Below are 14,787 nucleotides of genomic sequence, written 5' to 3' on the forward strand. Positions count from 1 at the left end.
TCAGAGCTCGCTTCCGAAAGCGGTGGTGAAGCGCACGTCGCCCTCGAAGAGCGTGCGCAGGTCCTCGAGGCCGTGACGGAACATCAGCGTCCGGTCGATGCCCATGCCGAAGGCGAAGCCCGAGTAGCGCTCGGAGTCGACGCCGCAGGCCTGGAGCACGCGCGGGTTGACGATGCCGCAGCCGCCCCACTCGATCCAGCCCTCGCCGCGGCAGGTGCGGCAGGCGTCGGAGTCGACGCCGCGGCACACGAAGCAGATCAGGTCGACCTCGGCCGACGGCTCGGTGAACGGGAAGTACGACGGCCGGAACCGCGTCGTGATGCCCTCACCGAACATCTGGCTCGCGAAGTGGTCGAGCGTGCCCTTGAGGTGGGCCATCGAGATGCCCTCGTCGATCGCGAGGCCCTCGACCTGGTGGAACATCGGCGAGTGGGTGGCGTCGTACTCGTCGGTGCGGAAGACGCGGCCCGGGCACACGACGTAGATCGGGGGCTGGCGGGTCAGCATGGTGCGCGCCTGGACCGGGCTGGTGTGGGTGCGCAGCACGACGTGGTGGTCGGCCGGCTCGGTCCAGAAGGTGTCCTGCATGGTGCGCGCCGGGTGGTCCGGGCCCAGGTTGAGCGCGTCGAAGTTGAGCCACTCGGCCTCGATGACCGGACCCTCGGCGACCTCCCAGCCCATCGCGACGAAGATGTCGGCGATCAGCTCGGCGCCGGTGGTCAGCGGGTGCCGCCCGCCCACCGGCTCCTCGTCGGTGGGCAGCGTGACGTCAACCGCCTCCTCGACCAGGATGCGCGCCTCGTGCTCGGCCTCGAGCACCTCGGTGCGCGCGGCGAGCGCCTGGTTGACCGCACCGCGGGCCTGGCCGACCCGCTGGCCGGCCTCCTTGCGGGCCTGGGGCGGCAGCGCACCGATCTCCCGGTTGGCCAGCGCGAGCGGCGAGCGGTCGCCGGCGTGCTCGCTGCGCACCGCCTTGAGCTGCTCGAGGTCGGTGGCGGCGGCGATCGCGGCCAGCGCGGCGTCGCGCGCGGCCTCGAGCTCGGCAGGGCTCACGGCGGCGACCTCCACAGGGTCGTAGTCAGTATTCGGGCCAGACATCGGCGCAAGTCTAGGAAGGGGAGGGTCCCGACCGCGAACCGGTATTCACTCCGGGGGGAAGCGCTCGGCGATGGCGGTCAGCCGGGCGACCTGTGCGGGCCAGTCGACGGCGTCCGGGACGTTGGTCATCCCGGGCCGCATCCCGGCCGCGCCGTCGATCATCTCGCGCAGCACGTCGGCGTGCCCGGCGTGCCGGTGGAGGTCGCTCAGCACGTGCACGGCGACCTCGTGCAGGGTGGTCTCGGCGCGTCCCTCGGGCCACCACGGGACGCGTCCGGGGGCGTCGAGCGCGAGCTCGTCGAAGGCCGCGTCGGCGAACTCCCCCACGCGTGCGTAGAAGGCGACCAGCTCGGCCGCGGGCAGGTCGGCGGGGACGGTCCAGTCGGCCTGGGGGTCGGTGTCGTAGGCGTCGTCGGGGATGAGCGCCGGGTGCAGCGGCTCGGGCCACGCACGCGCGAAGGTCGGGCCGAAGTAGCCGATCTCGACGTTGGCGCAGTGGAGCACGATCCCGAGCAGGCTGGTGCCCGTCGGGGTGCGCGGCAGCCGCAGGTCCCGCTCCCCCAGGCCCTCCAGCTTCCAGACCAACGCGGTGCGGGCGCTGGCGAGGTACTTGCGGAGGACGACGGCGGGCGGCGGGAGCGCGGTCATGACCTCATTGTGCCGCCGGAACCCGGGGCCAGGTGGTCACCAGGCGCGCGCCGCCCCCAGGCCGGTCGTCGACCACGATGGTGCCGCCGTGGGCCCGGACCAGGCCGCGCACGATGTAGAGCCCGAGGCCGGAGCCGCCGCCGGTGCCCTCGGTCCAGAACTTGGTGAAGATGCGCTGACGCAGCTCGGGCGCGATCCCGTCGCCCTCGTCGGTCACCGTCACCGCGACGTACGACGCGTCCTCGGCCCAGGTGCCGACGTGGATCCGGACGGTGCCGCTGCCGTGGCGCACCGCGTTCTCGGCGATGTTGGTGAGCACCTGCATCACCTTGTCCGGGTCGGCGTCGACCGGCGGCAGGTCGTCGTCGACGGCCAGCTCGATCGGCGTCGAGGTGACCACGCCCAGCGACTGCACGACCCGGTCCGCCTTGGCCCCGAGGTCGGTGGGCCGGCGGTGCAGCTGGAGCCGGCCGGTGTCGATGCGGGCCACGTCGAGCAGCTCGGTGATGAGCCGGCTGAGCCGGTCGGCGTCCGCGCCGGCGGTGGTGAGCATGAGCCGCTTCTGCTCGTCGGTGAGCTTGTCCCAGCGGTTGAGCAGCGCGTGCACGAAGCCCTTGACGCCGGTCAGCGGCGAGCGCAGCTCGTGGGCCAGGGTGGCGACGAGGTCGGAGCGGTCCCGGTCGAGCCGGGCCCGGCCGCGGCCCGAGCGCAGGCTGACGGCGACCGCGCCGACCGGTCCGCCGCGCTCGGCGCGGTGGAGCCGGGCGGTGACCAGGACCTCGGTGCCGTCGGGCAGCAGCCAGGACTGCTCGGGCACGCCGGTCCGGGTCGAGAGCCCGTCGTACGGCGTGTTGACCGCCGTCCACGCGAGCGCCTCGTGGTCGGAGAGCGCGAGCACCTCGTCGAGCGGGCGGCCGACGGCCTCCGCTCCGGTGCCGAGCATCCGCGCGCCGACCGTGTTGATCGCGGTGACCCGGCCGTCCGGGCCGGCCACGACGACGCCGTCGGGGAGCAGGTCGAGGGGGTCGCTCACGGGGTCCCCGCGGCGTTGTTCGGGGGAGCGAAGCGGAGGAGAAGAACGCCGCGGGGTGTTCACCCGTTCATCATGGCGCGGGCGCTGGCGTAGAGACAGACCGCGGCCGCCGTGGCGAGGTTGAGCGACTCCGCCGCGCCCAGGATCGGGATCCGGACCCGGTGGTCGGCCAGCTCGGCCAGCTCGGGCGGCAGACCCCAGGCCTCGTTGCCGAACAGCCAGGCGGTGGGCCGGGCGAGCAGGTCCTCGGCGCCGAACAGGTCGACCTCGCCCTCGCCGTCGGCGGCCAGCACGGTCAGGCCCGCGATCTGGGCGCGCCGCACGGCGGTCGCCGCGTCGCGCTCGACCTCGATCGGGACGTGGAAGAGGCTGCCGACGCTGGCCCGCACGGTCTTGGGGTTGTAGGGGTCGACGGAGTCACCGGCCAGCACGACGCAGTCGGCGCCGGCGGCGTCGCTGGTGCGGATGACCGTGCCGGCGTTGCCGGGGTCGCGCACGTCGGCGCAGATCGTCATGAGCAGCGGGGTCGGGATCCGCTCGTTGTCGAGGAAGCGGCACACCGCGACCAGGCCGGCCGGGTTCACGCTGTCACTCAGGCCGCTCATCGCCCGCTCGTCGACCAGGGTCAGCGGGGCGGTGCCGAGCAGGACGTCGTACTGCTGGGCGGCGGCCGGCGTCGCGAAGACCTCCACGACGCAACCGGGCACCGCGAGGGCGCCCTCGACGGCCTTCGGGCCGTCGGCAAGGAAGAGCCGCCGCTCGGTTCGCACCGAGCGGCGGCTGAGCTTCCGGGCTTCCTTCACGCGGGAGTTGCCCGCGGTCAGGGGGTCCGTCATGTGACTCAGGCGGAGACCTGGGGCGCGTTGACGTCCTCGGGCAGCGCGGCCTTGGCCTGCGCCACGATCGCCGAGAAGGCGGCCGGGTCGTTGACCGCGAGGTCGGCGAGGATCTTGCGGTCGACCTCGATGCCGGCCAGGTTCAGACCCTGGATGAAGCGGTTGTAGGTCAGGCCCTCGGCGCGAGCGGCCGCGTTGATCCGCTGGATCCACAGGCGGCGGAAGTTGCCCTTGTTCTTGCGCCGGTCGTTGTAGCTGTAGACCAGCGAGTGGGTGACCTGCTCCTTGGCCTTGCGGTACAGCCGCGAGCGCTGGCCGCGGTAGCCGCTGGCCCGATCGAGGGTGGTACGACGCTTCTTCGCCGCGTTCACTGCGCGCTTGACGCGTGCCATCTTCTTACTCCTTGTGTGGTGCTAGGTACGAAAGCGGCTGGTCAGAGACCGAGCATCTTCTTCGCGCGCGGGACGTCGTTCTTGGCGACCTCGACGGTGCCGGTCAGGCGGCGGGTGACCTTGGAGGCCTTCTTCTCGAGGTTGTGGCGCTTGCCGGCCTTCTCGCGAAGGATCTTGCCGCTGCCGGTGACCTTGAACCGCTTGCTGGCACCGGAGTGCGTCTTGTTCTTCGGCATCTCGTCTCTATCTCTCGTTGCTGTGTGTACGTCTCAGGCGCTCAGGCGCGACGCTCAGGCGTCGATCTCGGGGTCGAGGTTCTCGGAGCGACCCCGCTCCTTCTTCTGAGCGGCCGGCTTCACGGCGACGCGCTCAGCCTGGGCGGCGGCGTCGGCGGCAGCCTCGGCCTCGCGCTCGGCGCGCCGCTCCTCCTTGGCCGCCTTGACCTCGGCCTTGGCCTCGGCCTTCTTCTTGTGCGGGCCGATGACCATGGTCATGTTGCGGCCGTCCTGCTTGGGGTTGGACTCCACGAAGCCCAGCTCCTGGACGTCCTCGGCCAGCTTCTGCAGCAGCCGGTAGCCCAGCTCGGGGCGGTGCTGCTCGCGGCCGCGGAACATGATGGTGATCTTGACCTTGTCGCCGGCCTTGAGGAAGCGAACGACGTGACCCTTCTTGGTCTCGTAGTCGTGCGCGTCGATCTTGGGCCGGAGCTTCATCTCCTTGATGATGACGTTGGTCTGGTTCCGTCGCGCCTCACGGGCCTTCTGGGCGTTCTCGTACTTGAACTTCCCGTAGTCCATGAGCTTGCAGACGGGCGGCTTGCCCATCGGGGCGATCTCCACCAGGTCCAGGTCGGCCTCCTGCGCGAGCTTGAGGGCCTGGTCGGTGGGGACGATGCCGACGGTCTCGCCGTTGGGTCCCACGAGACGGACCTCGGGAACCCGGATCCGCTCGTTGATGCGCAGCTCGGTGCTGATGTGTCCTCCAAATTCGAACGGTAGGAGCTCAGCAGCCGCAAAACGCGAAAGTGGCTCCCGCTAGTCACGAAGCGGAAGCCAGTCACGAGCCCCGGTGCTCTCCGCGCGTTGGCTACGCCCGGGGAGCGGTGGTGCTCTCCATGGACCGGACCCGACGACCTGGCGGCCGTTGCGGGTGGGAGACGATGGTGCTGGTCCCCGCTTGTGGGATCTGCCGTGCCGGTGAAGGCATGACAGATCGGTCAACGCCAGATGCTATCGGACTTGTTCCCGGGTCCGCTAATCCGCGGCGCTCGAGCCCAGCCAGCCCCAGCCCCCGTCGTCGAGCTGGACCGGCTGCCAGCCGGAGGCGAGCCGGGGCAGGTCGTCGCCGTCGAGGACGAACGGGTGCGGACCGGCGACGTCGACGACGAGCGCGGCGGCCCCTTCCTGGACGGCGGTCGCCGCGGCCAGGTGGGCCGCCACCGGCACCGGGCGGGCCTGGGGGTCCCAGCGGGTCAGCGCGTCGAGGTCGGAGAAGGCGAGCAGCGCCAGCCGGCCGTCGGCGCCGGTCAGCAGCACCGCCGCCATGTCGCTCGACTTGTCGCGGGCCAGGCCGTCCTCGCCCACCTCGACCTCGCCGAGCATCGCGACCACCGGGACGAGCAGGCGCGCGGGGGCCAGCGCCGCGAGGACGGCCGGGTAGGGCGCGGTCCCGCCCGCGTGGCCGGTGAGCGCCGCGGCGAGTGCGGTGTCGGCGGACCCGTCGTCGTCGACGTACTCCGAGCCCTGGAGGCGGCGGGCGTCGGGACGCTCGTTCGGCGATGCGGTCACGGGCACATTCTCCCATCCGTGGAAGCATGGCGTTCGTGCAGCACCACTCGTTCGTCGCGCGCAACCGCCTCGCGGCCCGGCTCGCCGACGCGGTCGACGCCTGGCCGGAGCCCCTGTCCACCCCGACCTTCGTGGTCGACCTCGACGCCTTCGACGCCAACGCCGCGGACCTCGCGCGCCGCGCGGGCGGGACGCCGATCCGAGTGGCGTCCAAGTCGCTGCGGGTGCCCGCGCTGGTGGCGCGGGCGCTGGCGACCGAGGGCTTCGCGGGGGTGCTCGCCTACACGCTGGCCGAGGCGCTCTGGCTGGCCGACAACGACGTGTGCGACGACATCGTCGTCGCCTACCCGTCCGTGGACCGGGCCGCGCTCGCCGCGCTCATCGCCTCCCCGCGCGCCGCCTCGCGGATCACGATCATGGTCGACGACGTGGCCCACCTCGACCTGGTCGACTCGCTGCGCGCCTCGACCGCCGTACCGGTCCGGGTCGCGCTCGACATCGACGCCGGGCTGCGCTGGGGCGGCCAGCTGGTCGGCCCCAAGCGCTCCCCCCTGTTCGACGTCGGCGCCGTCGCCGCGCTCGCCCGGGCGGTCATCGACCGGCCGGGCTTCCAGCTCGTCGGCGCGATGACCTACGAGGGTCAGGTGGCCGGCGTCCCGGACTCGGTGCCGCACCAGCGCGCCAAGTCCGCGGTGGTCCGCAAGCTCAAGCAGCTCTCGGTCACCCAGCTCGTCACCCGCCGCACCGCGATCGCCGAGGCGCTCAGCGCACTCGAGGGGCGCGGCGACTTCACCGGCCTCGAGCTCTGGAACGCCGGCGGCTCCGGCTCGATCGAGTCCTCGGCCGCCGACCCGGTCGTCACCGAGGTGACCGCGGGCTCCGGGCTGCTCGGGCCGACCCTCTTCGACCACTACCGCTCCTTCTCCCCCGCCCCGGCCGCCTTCTTCGGCCTGCCGGTGACCCGCCGGCCCTCCGCCGAGGTCGCCACGGTCCACGGCGGCGGGCTGATCGCGTCCGGGCCCGCCGGGGCCGACCGGGCGCCGACGCCGTGGGCGCCCGCCGGGCTCAGCCTGACCGGGCTCGAGGGTGCCGGCGAGGTGCAGACCCCGCTCGTGGGGACCAACGCCGGCCGGCTGGCGATCGGCGAGCTGGTCTGGTTCCGGCACGCCAAGTCGGGCGAGCCGTTCGAGCACGGCACCACCGTGCTCCTGGCCCAGGGCGACCGGTTCATCGACGCGGTGCCGTCGTACCGGGGCCATGGTCTCGCCTTCTGAGGTCCTCGAGCTCACGCTGTCGCGCCCGCCGACCCTCGGTTCGGGCCGGCTGATCTGCGTCGACGGCCTGGCCGGGTCCGGCAAGACCACGCTCGCCCGTGGCCTGGCCGCGCTCGCCCCCGAGGCGGTCGTGATCGGGACCGACGAGATGCTCGCGGGCTGGCGCGGACTCCCCGGCCTCGCCGGCTCGGTCGAGGCCCTGCTGCGCCCGCTCGCCGCCGGGCAGCCGGGCACCTGGCGCCGCTGGGACTGGTACGCCGACGGCTGGGCCGAGACCCGCACCGTGCTCCCGGGCCCGCTGCTGGTCCTCGAAGGCGTCGGGAGCGCAGCGGCGTCGTACCGGGAGCTGGTGACGACACTGGTCTGGGTCGAGGCACCGCTCGACGTCCGGCTGGCGCGCTGGCTCGAGCGCGACGGCGAGGAGATGCGCCCGCACTGGGACGACTGGCTGGCCGACGAGGCCGCGCTGCACGCGCGCGAGGAATCCCGGTCGTGGGCGGACGTGGTGGTGCGCACCTAGGGTGGCGGCGTGAGCGCGCCCACCGGTGACCAGCACGTCCTGTCCGCGCACGGCTACCACGCCGTCGTCACCCAGGGCTGCGGCGCCCTGCGGTCGCTGACCTACGAGGGACGCGACCTCGTCGACGGCTTCGCCGAGGACGCCATGCCCTCGGGCGGGCGCGGGCAGCTGCTCGTGCCGTGGCCGAACCGGATCCGCGACGGGCGCTACACCTTCGGCGGGGCCACCCAGCAGCTCGCGCTGACCGAGCCGAAGCGCGGCAACGCCTCGCACGGCCTGGTCCGCTGGGTCTCGTGGACGGCGCGGTCGGTCGCGGCCGACCGGGTCGAGCTCGACTACTTCCTGCCGGCCCAGACCGGCTACCCGTGGGCACTGGCGCTCACGACGACCTATGCGCTCGGCGAGGACGGGCTCACCGTGACCCAGGCCGCGACGAACCGGGCAGCCGAGGCGGCGCCGTACGCGTCTGGGGCGCACCCGTACCTCGTCGCCGGCCCGGGCCCCTGCGACGACTGGACGCTCGACCTGCCCGCGGTGGCCCGGCTGGTCACCGACGACGAGCGGCTGCTGCCGGTCGGCACCGAGCCGGGGGACGCCTTCCGCACGCCCGCTCCCCTGGCCGACGCCGTCCTCAACCACGCCTACACGGGCCTCGACCGCGACCCGTCGGGCCGGGCGACCGTGACGCTGCGCGCGCCGGGCGGGGCCGGGGTGGCGCTGTGGGTCGACGAGCACCACGGATGGCTGCAGGTCTACACCGCCGACGACACCGCGACGCCGCGCACGAGTGTCGCGGTCGAGCCGATGACCGCTCCCCCGGACGCCTTCAACTCCGGCGACGGGCTGGTCGTGCTGGCGCCCGGCGAGACGTTCGCCGCGTCGTGGGGCGTGCGGGCGCTCTAGCCGTTCAGCTGTCGGCGCGGTGGGCGGCGACGACCGCCTTGAGCTCCCGCACCGCCGTCGCCGCGCGGGCGCCGTCGGAGGTGTGGATCCCCAGCAGCGAGATCCGTACGTCGTCCCCCTGGTCCAGGTGCGGCCACGGAGCGCCGCGCGGCATCCGCACGGTGCCGACCTCGGCCCAGGTGAGCTCGCGCTTGCGGTAGCCGTTGACGATCGTCAGCCCGTCGGGACGCGCCACCACGCGGGACCGGGCGAGCGCGAGCATCAGCGCCAGCCCGAGCCCGACGATGCCGATGACGGTCGCCTTCTCGAGGATGTTGATGGCCTGCTTGGTCTGCTCGTCGAAGCGCACCCACAGCCACGCGAACGCGCCGACGAGCACGATCGCGAAGACCGCGGCGGCCATCCGCGGGCCGAAGGGCCGCCAGGTCCGCGGGAGCGGGGGAAGGTCGGACATCGTCATCAGAGCCGGCAGGCGTGGATGTCAGTGGTCAGGATGGCGCGGGCCCCCAGCGCGAAGAGCTCGTCCATCACCCGCTGGGCGGTGGCCCGCTGCACCATGGAGCGGACTGCGACCCAGCCTTCGCGATGAAGCGGGCTGACCGTGGGGCTCTCGATGCCGGGGGTCAGGGCGATGGCCTGCTCGACCTTCTCGGCGCGGATGTCGTAGTCCATCATCACGTAGGCGCGGGCCACGAGGACGCCCTGGAGCCGTCGGGTGAAGACCTCGAGCGCGCCGGGGTCGGCGCCCTCGCGGGTGATCATCACGCCCTCGGACTCGAGGATGACGTCGCCGAAGACCTCCAGGCCCGCGGCACGCAGGGTGCTGCCGGTCTCGACGACGTCGGCGATCACGTCGGCCACGCCGAGCTGGATGCTGGTCTCGACGGCGCCGTCGAGGCGGACGACCGAGGCCTCGACGCCCTGCTCGACGAGGTAGCGCTTGACCACGCCGTCGTACGACGTGGCGATGCGCTTGCCGGCCAGGTCACGCACGTCGGTGGCGACACCGGGGCGGGCCGCGAAGCGGAACTTCGAGCGGCCGAAGCCCAGCTGGAGCGACTCTGAGGCCGTCGAGTGCGAGTCGAGGAGGAGGTCGCGGCCGGTGATGCCGGCGTCGAGGGTGCCCTCGCCGACGTACAGCGCGATGTCGCGGGGGCGCAGGTAGAAGAACTCGACCCCGTTGTCCGGGTCGATCTTGGTCAGCTGCTTGGAGTCCGAGCGCTGCGCGTAGCCGGCTTCGCGCAGCATCGTCGAGGCGGACTCGGACAGGGCCCCCTTGTTGGGGACGGCGATCTTGAGCATCGTGAGCCTTCTTGTGAGGCGGAGCCTCAGAGGTGGGAGTAGACGTCCTCGAGCGAGAGTCCGCTCGCGATCATGAGGACCTGGGCGTGGTACAGCAGCTGGCTGATCTCCAGAGCCGTGGCGTCCTTGCCCTCGTGCTCGGCGGCCATCCAGGACTCAGCGGCCTCTTCGATCAGCTTCTTGCCGATCGTATGGACGCCGGCGTCGAGCGCCCGGACGGTGCCGGACCCCTCGGGCCGCGTCTGTGCCTTCTCGCTGAGCTCTGCGAACAGCTCGTCGAACGTCTTCACGGGAGTTCAGCCTACGGCGTCGCTCCCGTCACCCTTGCGCCGGTCTCAGGTCCCGCGGCTCAGGCGGTGTAGCCGCGCTTGATCCGCTTGAGCGTCGCCGCGGTCTGCAGCGCCGCCGAGGCCGCCTCGTAGCCCTTGTCCTCGCGCGATCCCTCCAGGCCCGCCCGGTCGAGCGCCTGGGCGTCGTCGTCGCAGGTCAGCACGCCGAAGCCGATCGGGATGTGGTGGTCGAGCGAGACCCGCGTCAGCCCGTCGGTGGCCGCGTTGCAGACGTACTCGAAGTGCGGCGTGCCGCCCCGGATGACCACGCCCAGCGCGATCACCGCGTCGTACGACGGCGCGAGGGCCGCCGCGGTGACCGGCAGCTCGAACGTGCCGGGCACCCGTACGACGACGGGCGCCTCGACCTGGTGGTCGGCGAAGGCGCGCTGCGCGCCCGCGATGAGACCGTCCATCACCTCGGTGTGCCAGCTCGCGGCGACGACCGCGACCCGCAGGTCGTGGCAGTCGACGGGGGCGATGTCGGGGGCACCGTGTCCGGCCATGTCAGTTGGCTCCTTCGAGGTCGAGGTCGGGCAGCTCGGGAAGATCGTGGCCCATCCGGTCGCGCTTGGTCAGCAGGTAGGCCAGGTTGTGGCCGTTGGGGTGCGGCGTGAGCGGCACCCGCTCGGTCACCGTGACGCCGTAGTCCTCGAGCGAGGCCACCTTGTCGGGGTTGTTGGTCAGCAGCCGGACCTGGTCCACGCCGAGGTCCTTGAGGATCTGGGTGGCCGCGCCGTAGTGGCGCGCGTCGGCGGGCAGGCCGAGGTCGAGGTTGGCGTCCACGGTGTCGCGACCGCCGTCCTGGAGCTGGTAGGCCTGGAGCTTGGCGACCAGGCCGATCCCCCGGCCCTCGTGGCCGCGCAGGTAGATCACCACGCCGGCGCCCTCCTGCACGATCCGGTCCATCGCCTCGTTGAGCTGGGGACCGCAGTCGCACCGGCTGGAGCCGAAGACGTCGCCGGTCAGGCACTCGGAGTGGACCCGGGTCAGCACCGGTCCGTTGCCGGCGAGGGCCGCGGGGTCGCCGTAGACGAGGGCGACGTGCTCGCTGCCGTCGACGGTGATCGTGTAGCCGATCGCGGTGAAGTCGCCGTGGCTCGTGGGCAGCCGGGTCTCGGCCTCGCGCACGACGTGGCTCTCGACGCGACGGCGGTGCCGGACCAGGTCCTCGATGGAGATCATCGCCAGGCCGTGCTCGTCAGCGAACGCGCGCAGCTCGGGCGCGCGCTTCATCGTCCCGTCGTCGTTGACGACCTCGACCAGGACGCCGGTCGGCGTCAGCCCGGCGAGCCGGCACAGGTCGACGGCGGCCTCGGTGTGGCCGCGGCGGACCAGGACGCCGCCCTCGCGGTAGCGCAGGGGGAAGACGTGCCCGGGGCGGGTCAGCTCCCACGGCTCGGTCGCCGAGTCGGCCAGGACCCGCACCGTGTGGGCGCGGTCGGCCGCGGAGATGCCGGTGCTGACGCCGTCGCGCGCGTCGACCGAGATCGTGTACGCCGTGCGGTAGGCGTCCTTGTTGTGCGGCGTCATGAGCGGGATCTCGAGCCGGTCGAGCATGTCGCCCGGCATCGGCGCGCAGATCACGCCGCTGGAGTAGCGGATCGTGAACGCCATCAGCTCCGGCGTCGCCTTGCTGGCGGCGAAGATGATGTCGCCCTCGTTCTCGCGGTCCTCGTCGTCGACGACCACCACGGCGCGGCCGGCCGCGATGTCGGCGATCGCGCGCTCGACCGAGTCCAGACGGACCTTGTCACTCATGCGGTCTTCTCCTTGGTGTAGGCGCCGAGGAGCTTCTCGACGTGCTTGGCGAGGACGTCGACCTCGAGGTTGACCTGGTCCCCCGCGGCGCGGAAGCCGAGCGTCGTACGGGCGAGGGTCTCGGGGATCAGGCTCAGCGTGAAGCTGGCGTCCTTGGCCTCGACGACGGTCAGCGAGATGCCGTCGACGGTGATCGAGCCCTTGTCGACCAGGTAGCGGCCGAGCTCGGCGGGCATGGCGATCTCGACGATCTCCCAGTGCTCGCTGGGCGTGCGCGCGAGGACCTGGCCGATCGCGTCGACGTGGCCCTGGACGATGTGCCCCCCGAGGCGCTTCTCGGCCGTGACCGCGCGCTCCAGGTTGACCCGGTCGCCCACGGCGAGGCCGCCGAGGCTGGTCTTGTCCAGCGTCTCGGCCATCACGTCGGCGGTCCAGGTGGTGTCGGTGCGCTCGGCGACGGTCAGGCAGCAGCCGTTGACCGCGATCGAGTCCCCGAGGCCCGCGTCGGACAGGGTGAGGTCCGAGGCGATGGTGAGCCGGATGGCGTCGCCCTGGTCCTCCACGGCGGCGACGGTGCCGAGCTCCTCGACGATGCCGGTGAACATCAGTTGGTTCCCTTCATGGTCAGTCGGACGTTGGCGTCCGCCCCCGCGCCGACGACGGTCGCGTCGGTCAGCTCGAGGCGGAACGCATCCGCGATGGTCTGGATTCCGAGGTCCCCGACGGCCGAGCGACCCGCGCCCAGCAGCATCGGGGCGACATAGGTGACGACCTCGTCGACGAGGCCGGCCTGGAGGAAGGCCGCGGCCAGCGTCGGGCCGCCCTCCAGGAAGACGTGGTGCCGGTCGTGCTCGGCGTAGAGCGTGCGCAGCGCGGCCTCGGGGTCGCGGGTGCGCAGGTGCAGCGTGGGCGCGGCGTCGTCGAAGATCCGCCGGTCCGCGGGCAGGTCGCGCTCCCCCATCACCACGCGCAGCGGCTGGACGCCGACCGGCTGGTCGTCGTCGCCGCGGACGGTGAGCTGGGGGTCGTCGACCGCCACGGTGTTGGCGCCGACCATCATCGTGTCGGCCAGCGCCCGCAGCCGGTGCGTGTCGCGGCGCGCGGCGAGCGAGGACACCCAGCGCGAGGTGCCGTCGGCGGCGGCACTGCGGCCGTCGAGCGTCGCGGCGAACTTCCAGGTCACGAACGGGCGGCCGTGGCGGTGCGCGAAGGTCCAGGCCGGGTTGACCTGCTCGGCCTCGTCGCCCAGCACGCCGAGCTCGACCTCGACGCCCGCGGCCCGCAGGGTCTCGGCCCCGCCCCGGGCGAGCGGGTTGGGGTCGCGCTGGGCGACGACCACGCGTCGTACGCCGGCGGCGAGGAGGGCCTGCGCGCAGGGACCGGTCCGCCCGGTGTGGTTGCACGGCTCGAGCGTCACGACGGCTGTCGCGCCCCGGGCCCGCTCCCCGGCCACCCGGAGCGCCTCGACCTCGGCGTGCGGCGTACCGGCGCCGTGGTGGAAGCCCTCGCCGACGACCGTGCCGTCGGGGGCCAGCAGCACGCAGCCCACGCGGGGATTGGGGTGCAGCGGCACCCCCGGGGTCGCCGCGAGCGCGAGGGCACGACGCATCGCGTCGGTCTCGCTGGTGATCGTCTCCGCCACCTGTTCGCCTCTCGTGTCCTGTCGTCAGGGACGCGGACTCCGGGGCTGGCGGGACGCCCGGCGGGCTCGCGGTCGTGGTCGACCTGCTCGTCCGTCGGACGCTCGTGCGTGCACTTCCCATCCGGACTTTGACCGTCGGTCCAGGAGTTCCACCTGGTCAACCGATCGCTGGATGCGATCGGGTCGCGGACTTTCACCGCCGGTTCGGAGTTTCACCGACCCCAGAGCACGCGAGCTCTTTCCTCTCCATGGTGGCACATGGGAGTGCGGTGCGGGATGTGGGCCCGGTCACTGGGCGGAGGGATCGTCGATCTCGCGCCACTCGGCGACGGCCTTCTCGTAGGCGGTCACGAAGTCGTCGACCATTGTGCGGAGGAGATCGGCCTTGTAGAGCGCGTTGCGGGCGCTCGCCTCGTCGTAGACGTTGAAGTCGAGGTCGATGATCCGGCTGCAGTCGGAGAGCGTGAGCGTGGCATCGATGCCGTTCTTGCCGGCGCTGCGCCCGCGTCCGCGATAGATGCGGATGTCGGCGATCGCGTAGGCACCGGCGTGGTTGCCGGGACGGTTGAGGAACCGGCGGCGGTAGTGGCGGCGGAGGGACATGGTGACTCCTTCACGGAGCCCGACCACGGTGGTCAGGCTGGGTTCGGCACCACGTCCACCTCCTCTCGGTCTGCGGGGCGATCGGCCGGAGGCGACACTACGCCGCGCGTCGCGCGAGCCGCACCTGATTTCCGGGCCCCTCACGTCGTAGCGTGAGGCCATGTCGTACCCCCCTCCGCTCTACGACGGCGACGGCGAGATCTCGGCGTGGGTGCGCCCCGGTGACGCCGAGGCCGACCTCGTCTACCCCAACGGCAACCGGGTCCACTACCTCGCGCGCGGGGAGGCGACCGGCGGCCTGTTCGGGCTCTACCGCTGGGAGTTCTCGGACGCGGTGAGCGGGCCCGGCCCGCACTTCCACCGCAGCATCGCCGAGTCCTTCTACATCCTCGACGGCGAGGTGCGGATCCACACCGGTGACGCGTGGGTGACCGCGCGCCCCGGTGACTTCCTGCACGTGCCGCCCGGTGGGCTGCACGGGTTCCGCAACGAGTCGGGGGCGCCGGCGTCGATGCTGCTGCACTTCGCGCCGGGCGCACCCCGTGAGCCCTACTTCGAGGGTCTCGACCGGCTCGCGCGGGGCGAGCAGTGGACGCCCGAGGAGTACGACGCGTTCATGCGCGAGCACGACAACGTCTGGGTCGAGGAGTCCTAGGGCG

The 14,787-nt window shown here is 72.6% G+C and carries 20 protein-coding genes and 1 riboswitch; of the genes, 4 read left to right on the forward strand and 16 right to left on the reverse strand.

Annotation, left to right across the window (positions count from 1 at the left end; translation table 11 throughout):
• The 8 genes from pheS to CCO04_RS15035 form a co-directional block, all read right to left on the reverse strand.
• Positions 1 to 1,098: a phenylalanine--tRNA ligase subunit alpha gene (pheS, locus tag CCO04_RS15000; protein ID WP_215814964.1), complete on the reverse strand. Its 1,098-nt coding sequence runs from the start codon at positions 1,096 to 1,098 to the stop codon at positions 1 to 3.
• A 45-nt stretch (positions 1,099 to 1,143) separates the two neighbouring features.
• Positions 1,144 to 1,746, reverse strand: a complete 603-nt coding sequence (locus tag CCO04_RS15005; RefSeq protein WP_215814965.1) for a DinB family protein — start codon at positions 1,744 to 1,746, stop codon at positions 1,144 to 1,146.
• A 4-nt stretch (positions 1,747 to 1,750) separates the two neighbouring features.
• On the reverse strand, positions 1,751 to 2,779 hold the full coding sequence (locus CCO04_RS15010) for an ATP-binding protein (protein ID WP_308281239.1): 1,029 nt from the start codon (positions 2,777 to 2,779) through the stop codon (positions 1,751 to 1,753).
• 59 nt (positions 2,780 to 2,838) lie between these two features.
• Positions 2,839 to 3,615 (reverse strand): RNA methyltransferase, encoded by a 777-nt coding sequence (locus tag CCO04_RS15015; RefSeq protein WP_215814966.1) that lies wholly within the window; start codon positions 3,613 to 3,615, stop codon positions 2,839 to 2,841.
• 5 nt (positions 3,616 to 3,620) lie between these two features.
• Positions 3,621 to 4,007 carry a 50S ribosomal protein L20 gene (gene rplT / locus CCO04_RS15020; RefSeq protein ID WP_215814967.1) on the reverse strand — a complete coding sequence of 129 codons (387 nt, stop codon included), beginning with the start codon at positions 4,005 to 4,007 and terminating at the stop codon, positions 3,621 to 3,623.
• A gap of 41 nt (positions 4,008 to 4,048) precedes the next feature.
• A complete protein-coding gene (gene rpmI / locus CCO04_RS15025; RefSeq protein WP_028654205.1) occupies positions 4,049 to 4,243 on the reverse strand; it encodes a 50S ribosomal protein L35 in 195 nt (64 codons plus the stop codon).
• A gap of 54 nt (positions 4,244 to 4,297) precedes the next feature.
• Complete coding sequence (gene infC / locus CCO04_RS15030; protein ID WP_215815606.1) at positions 4,298 to 4,981, reverse strand: translation initiation factor IF-3; 684 nt, start codon at positions 4,979 to 4,981, stop codon at positions 4,298 to 4,300.
• Positions 4,982 to 5,260: 279 nt separating this feature from the next.
• Entirely contained in the window at positions 5,261 to 5,794 is a 534-nt protein-coding gene (locus CCO04_RS15035) for an SseB family protein (protein ID WP_215814968.1), read from the reverse strand.
• Positions 5,795 to 5,820: 26 nt separating this feature from the next.
• Here CCO04_RS15035 and CCO04_RS15040 point away from each other — a divergent pair, with 26 nt between their 5' ends.
• Genes CCO04_RS15040 through CCO04_RS15050 form a run of 3 tightly spaced genes read left to right on the forward strand, consistent with a single transcriptional unit; the run spans position 5,821 to position 8,491 of the window.
• On the forward strand, positions 5,821 to 7,068 hold the full coding sequence (locus CCO04_RS15040) for an amino acid deaminase/aldolase (RefSeq protein ID WP_252373342.1): 1,248 nt from the start codon (positions 5,821 to 5,823) through the stop codon (positions 7,066 to 7,068).
• Positions 7,052 to 7,588: a uridine kinase gene (locus CCO04_RS15045; RefSeq protein WP_215814970.1), complete on the forward strand. Its 537-nt coding sequence runs from the start codon at positions 7,052 to 7,054 to the stop codon at positions 7,586 to 7,588. The genes CCO04_RS15040 and CCO04_RS15045 overlap by 17 nt, the downstream gene beginning before the upstream one ends.
• A 9-nt stretch (positions 7,589 to 7,597) precedes the next feature.
• Positions 7,598 to 8,491 carry an aldose 1-epimerase family protein gene (locus CCO04_RS15050; protein ID WP_215814971.1) on the forward strand — a complete coding sequence of 298 codons (894 nt, stop codon included), beginning with the start codon at positions 7,598 to 7,600 and terminating at the stop codon, positions 8,489 to 8,491.
• Between the two features lie 4 nt (positions 8,492 to 8,495).
• On the opposite strand, the gene CCO04_RS15055 is transcribed toward CCO04_RS15050, so the two are convergent.
• The 8 genes from CCO04_RS15055 to CCO04_RS15090 form a co-directional block, all read right to left on the reverse strand.
• A complete protein-coding gene (locus CCO04_RS15055) occupies positions 8,496 to 8,945 on the reverse strand; it encodes a PH domain-containing protein (RefSeq protein ID WP_252373343.1) in 450 nt (149 codons plus the stop codon).
• A gap of 5 nt (positions 8,946 to 8,950) precedes the next feature.
• Positions 8,951 to 9,793: an ATP phosphoribosyltransferase gene (gene hisG, locus CCO04_RS15060; protein ID WP_215814973.1), complete on the reverse strand. Its 843-nt coding sequence runs from the start codon at positions 9,791 to 9,793 to the stop codon at positions 8,951 to 8,953.
• A gap of 26 nt (positions 9,794 to 9,819) precedes the next feature.
• Complete coding sequence (locus tag CCO04_RS15065) at positions 9,820 to 10,083, reverse strand: phosphoribosyl-ATP diphosphatase (RefSeq protein ID WP_038678649.1); 264 nt, start codon at positions 10,081 to 10,083, stop codon at positions 9,820 to 9,822.
• A gap of 59 nt (positions 10,084 to 10,142) precedes the next feature.
• Complete coding sequence (gene ribH, locus CCO04_RS15070) at positions 10,143 to 10,628, reverse strand: 6,7-dimethyl-8-ribityllumazine synthase (RefSeq protein ID WP_215814974.1); 486 nt, start codon at positions 10,626 to 10,628, stop codon at positions 10,143 to 10,145.
• 1 nt (position 10,629) lies between these two features.
• Positions 10,630 to 11,883, reverse strand: a complete 1,254-nt coding sequence (locus CCO04_RS15075; RefSeq protein ID WP_215814975.1) for a bifunctional 3,4-dihydroxy-2-butanone-4-phosphate synthase/GTP cyclohydrolase II — start codon at positions 11,881 to 11,883, stop codon at positions 10,630 to 10,632.
• Positions 11,880 to 12,488 carry a riboflavin synthase gene (locus CCO04_RS15080; RefSeq protein ID WP_215814976.1) on the reverse strand — a complete coding sequence of 203 codons (609 nt, stop codon included), beginning with the start codon at positions 12,486 to 12,488 and terminating at the stop codon, positions 11,880 to 11,882. The genes CCO04_RS15075 and CCO04_RS15080 overlap by 4 nt, the downstream gene beginning before the upstream one ends.
• Positions 12,488 to 13,492 carry a bifunctional diaminohydroxyphosphoribosylaminopyrimidine deaminase/5-amino-6-(5-phosphoribosylamino)uracil reductase RibD gene (gene ribD, locus CCO04_RS15085; RefSeq protein ID WP_215815607.1) on the reverse strand — a complete coding sequence of 335 codons (1,005 nt, stop codon included), beginning with the start codon at positions 13,490 to 13,492 and terminating at the stop codon, positions 12,488 to 12,490. The genes CCO04_RS15080 and ribD overlap by 1 nt, the downstream gene beginning before the upstream one ends.
• A 137-nt stretch (positions 13,493 to 13,629) precedes the next feature.
• Positions 13,630 to 13,759: riboswitch (FMN riboswitch) on the reverse strand.
• 54 nt (positions 13,760 to 13,813) lie between these two features.
• The gene (locus tag CCO04_RS15090) at positions 13,814 to 14,128 is read right to left on the reverse strand and encodes a hypothetical protein (protein WP_215814977.1); all 315 of its coding nucleotides are present in this window, start codon (positions 14,126 to 14,128) and stop codon (positions 13,814 to 13,816) included.
• A gap of 160 nt (positions 14,129 to 14,288) precedes the next feature.
• Between CCO04_RS15090 and CCO04_RS15095 the strand changes: the two genes are divergently transcribed.
• The gene (locus CCO04_RS15095; RefSeq protein WP_215814978.1) at positions 14,289 to 14,783 is read left to right on the forward strand and encodes a cupin domain-containing protein; all 495 of its coding nucleotides are present in this window, start codon (positions 14,289 to 14,291) and stop codon (positions 14,781 to 14,783) included.
• Positions 14,784 to 14,787 lie beyond the last annotated feature (4 nt).

The organism is Pimelobacter sp. 30-1, from assembly GCF_018831735.1.
In the GTDB taxonomy this organism is placed as follows: Bacteria; Actinomycetota; Actinomycetes; order Propionibacteriales; family Nocardioidaceae; genus Nocardioides.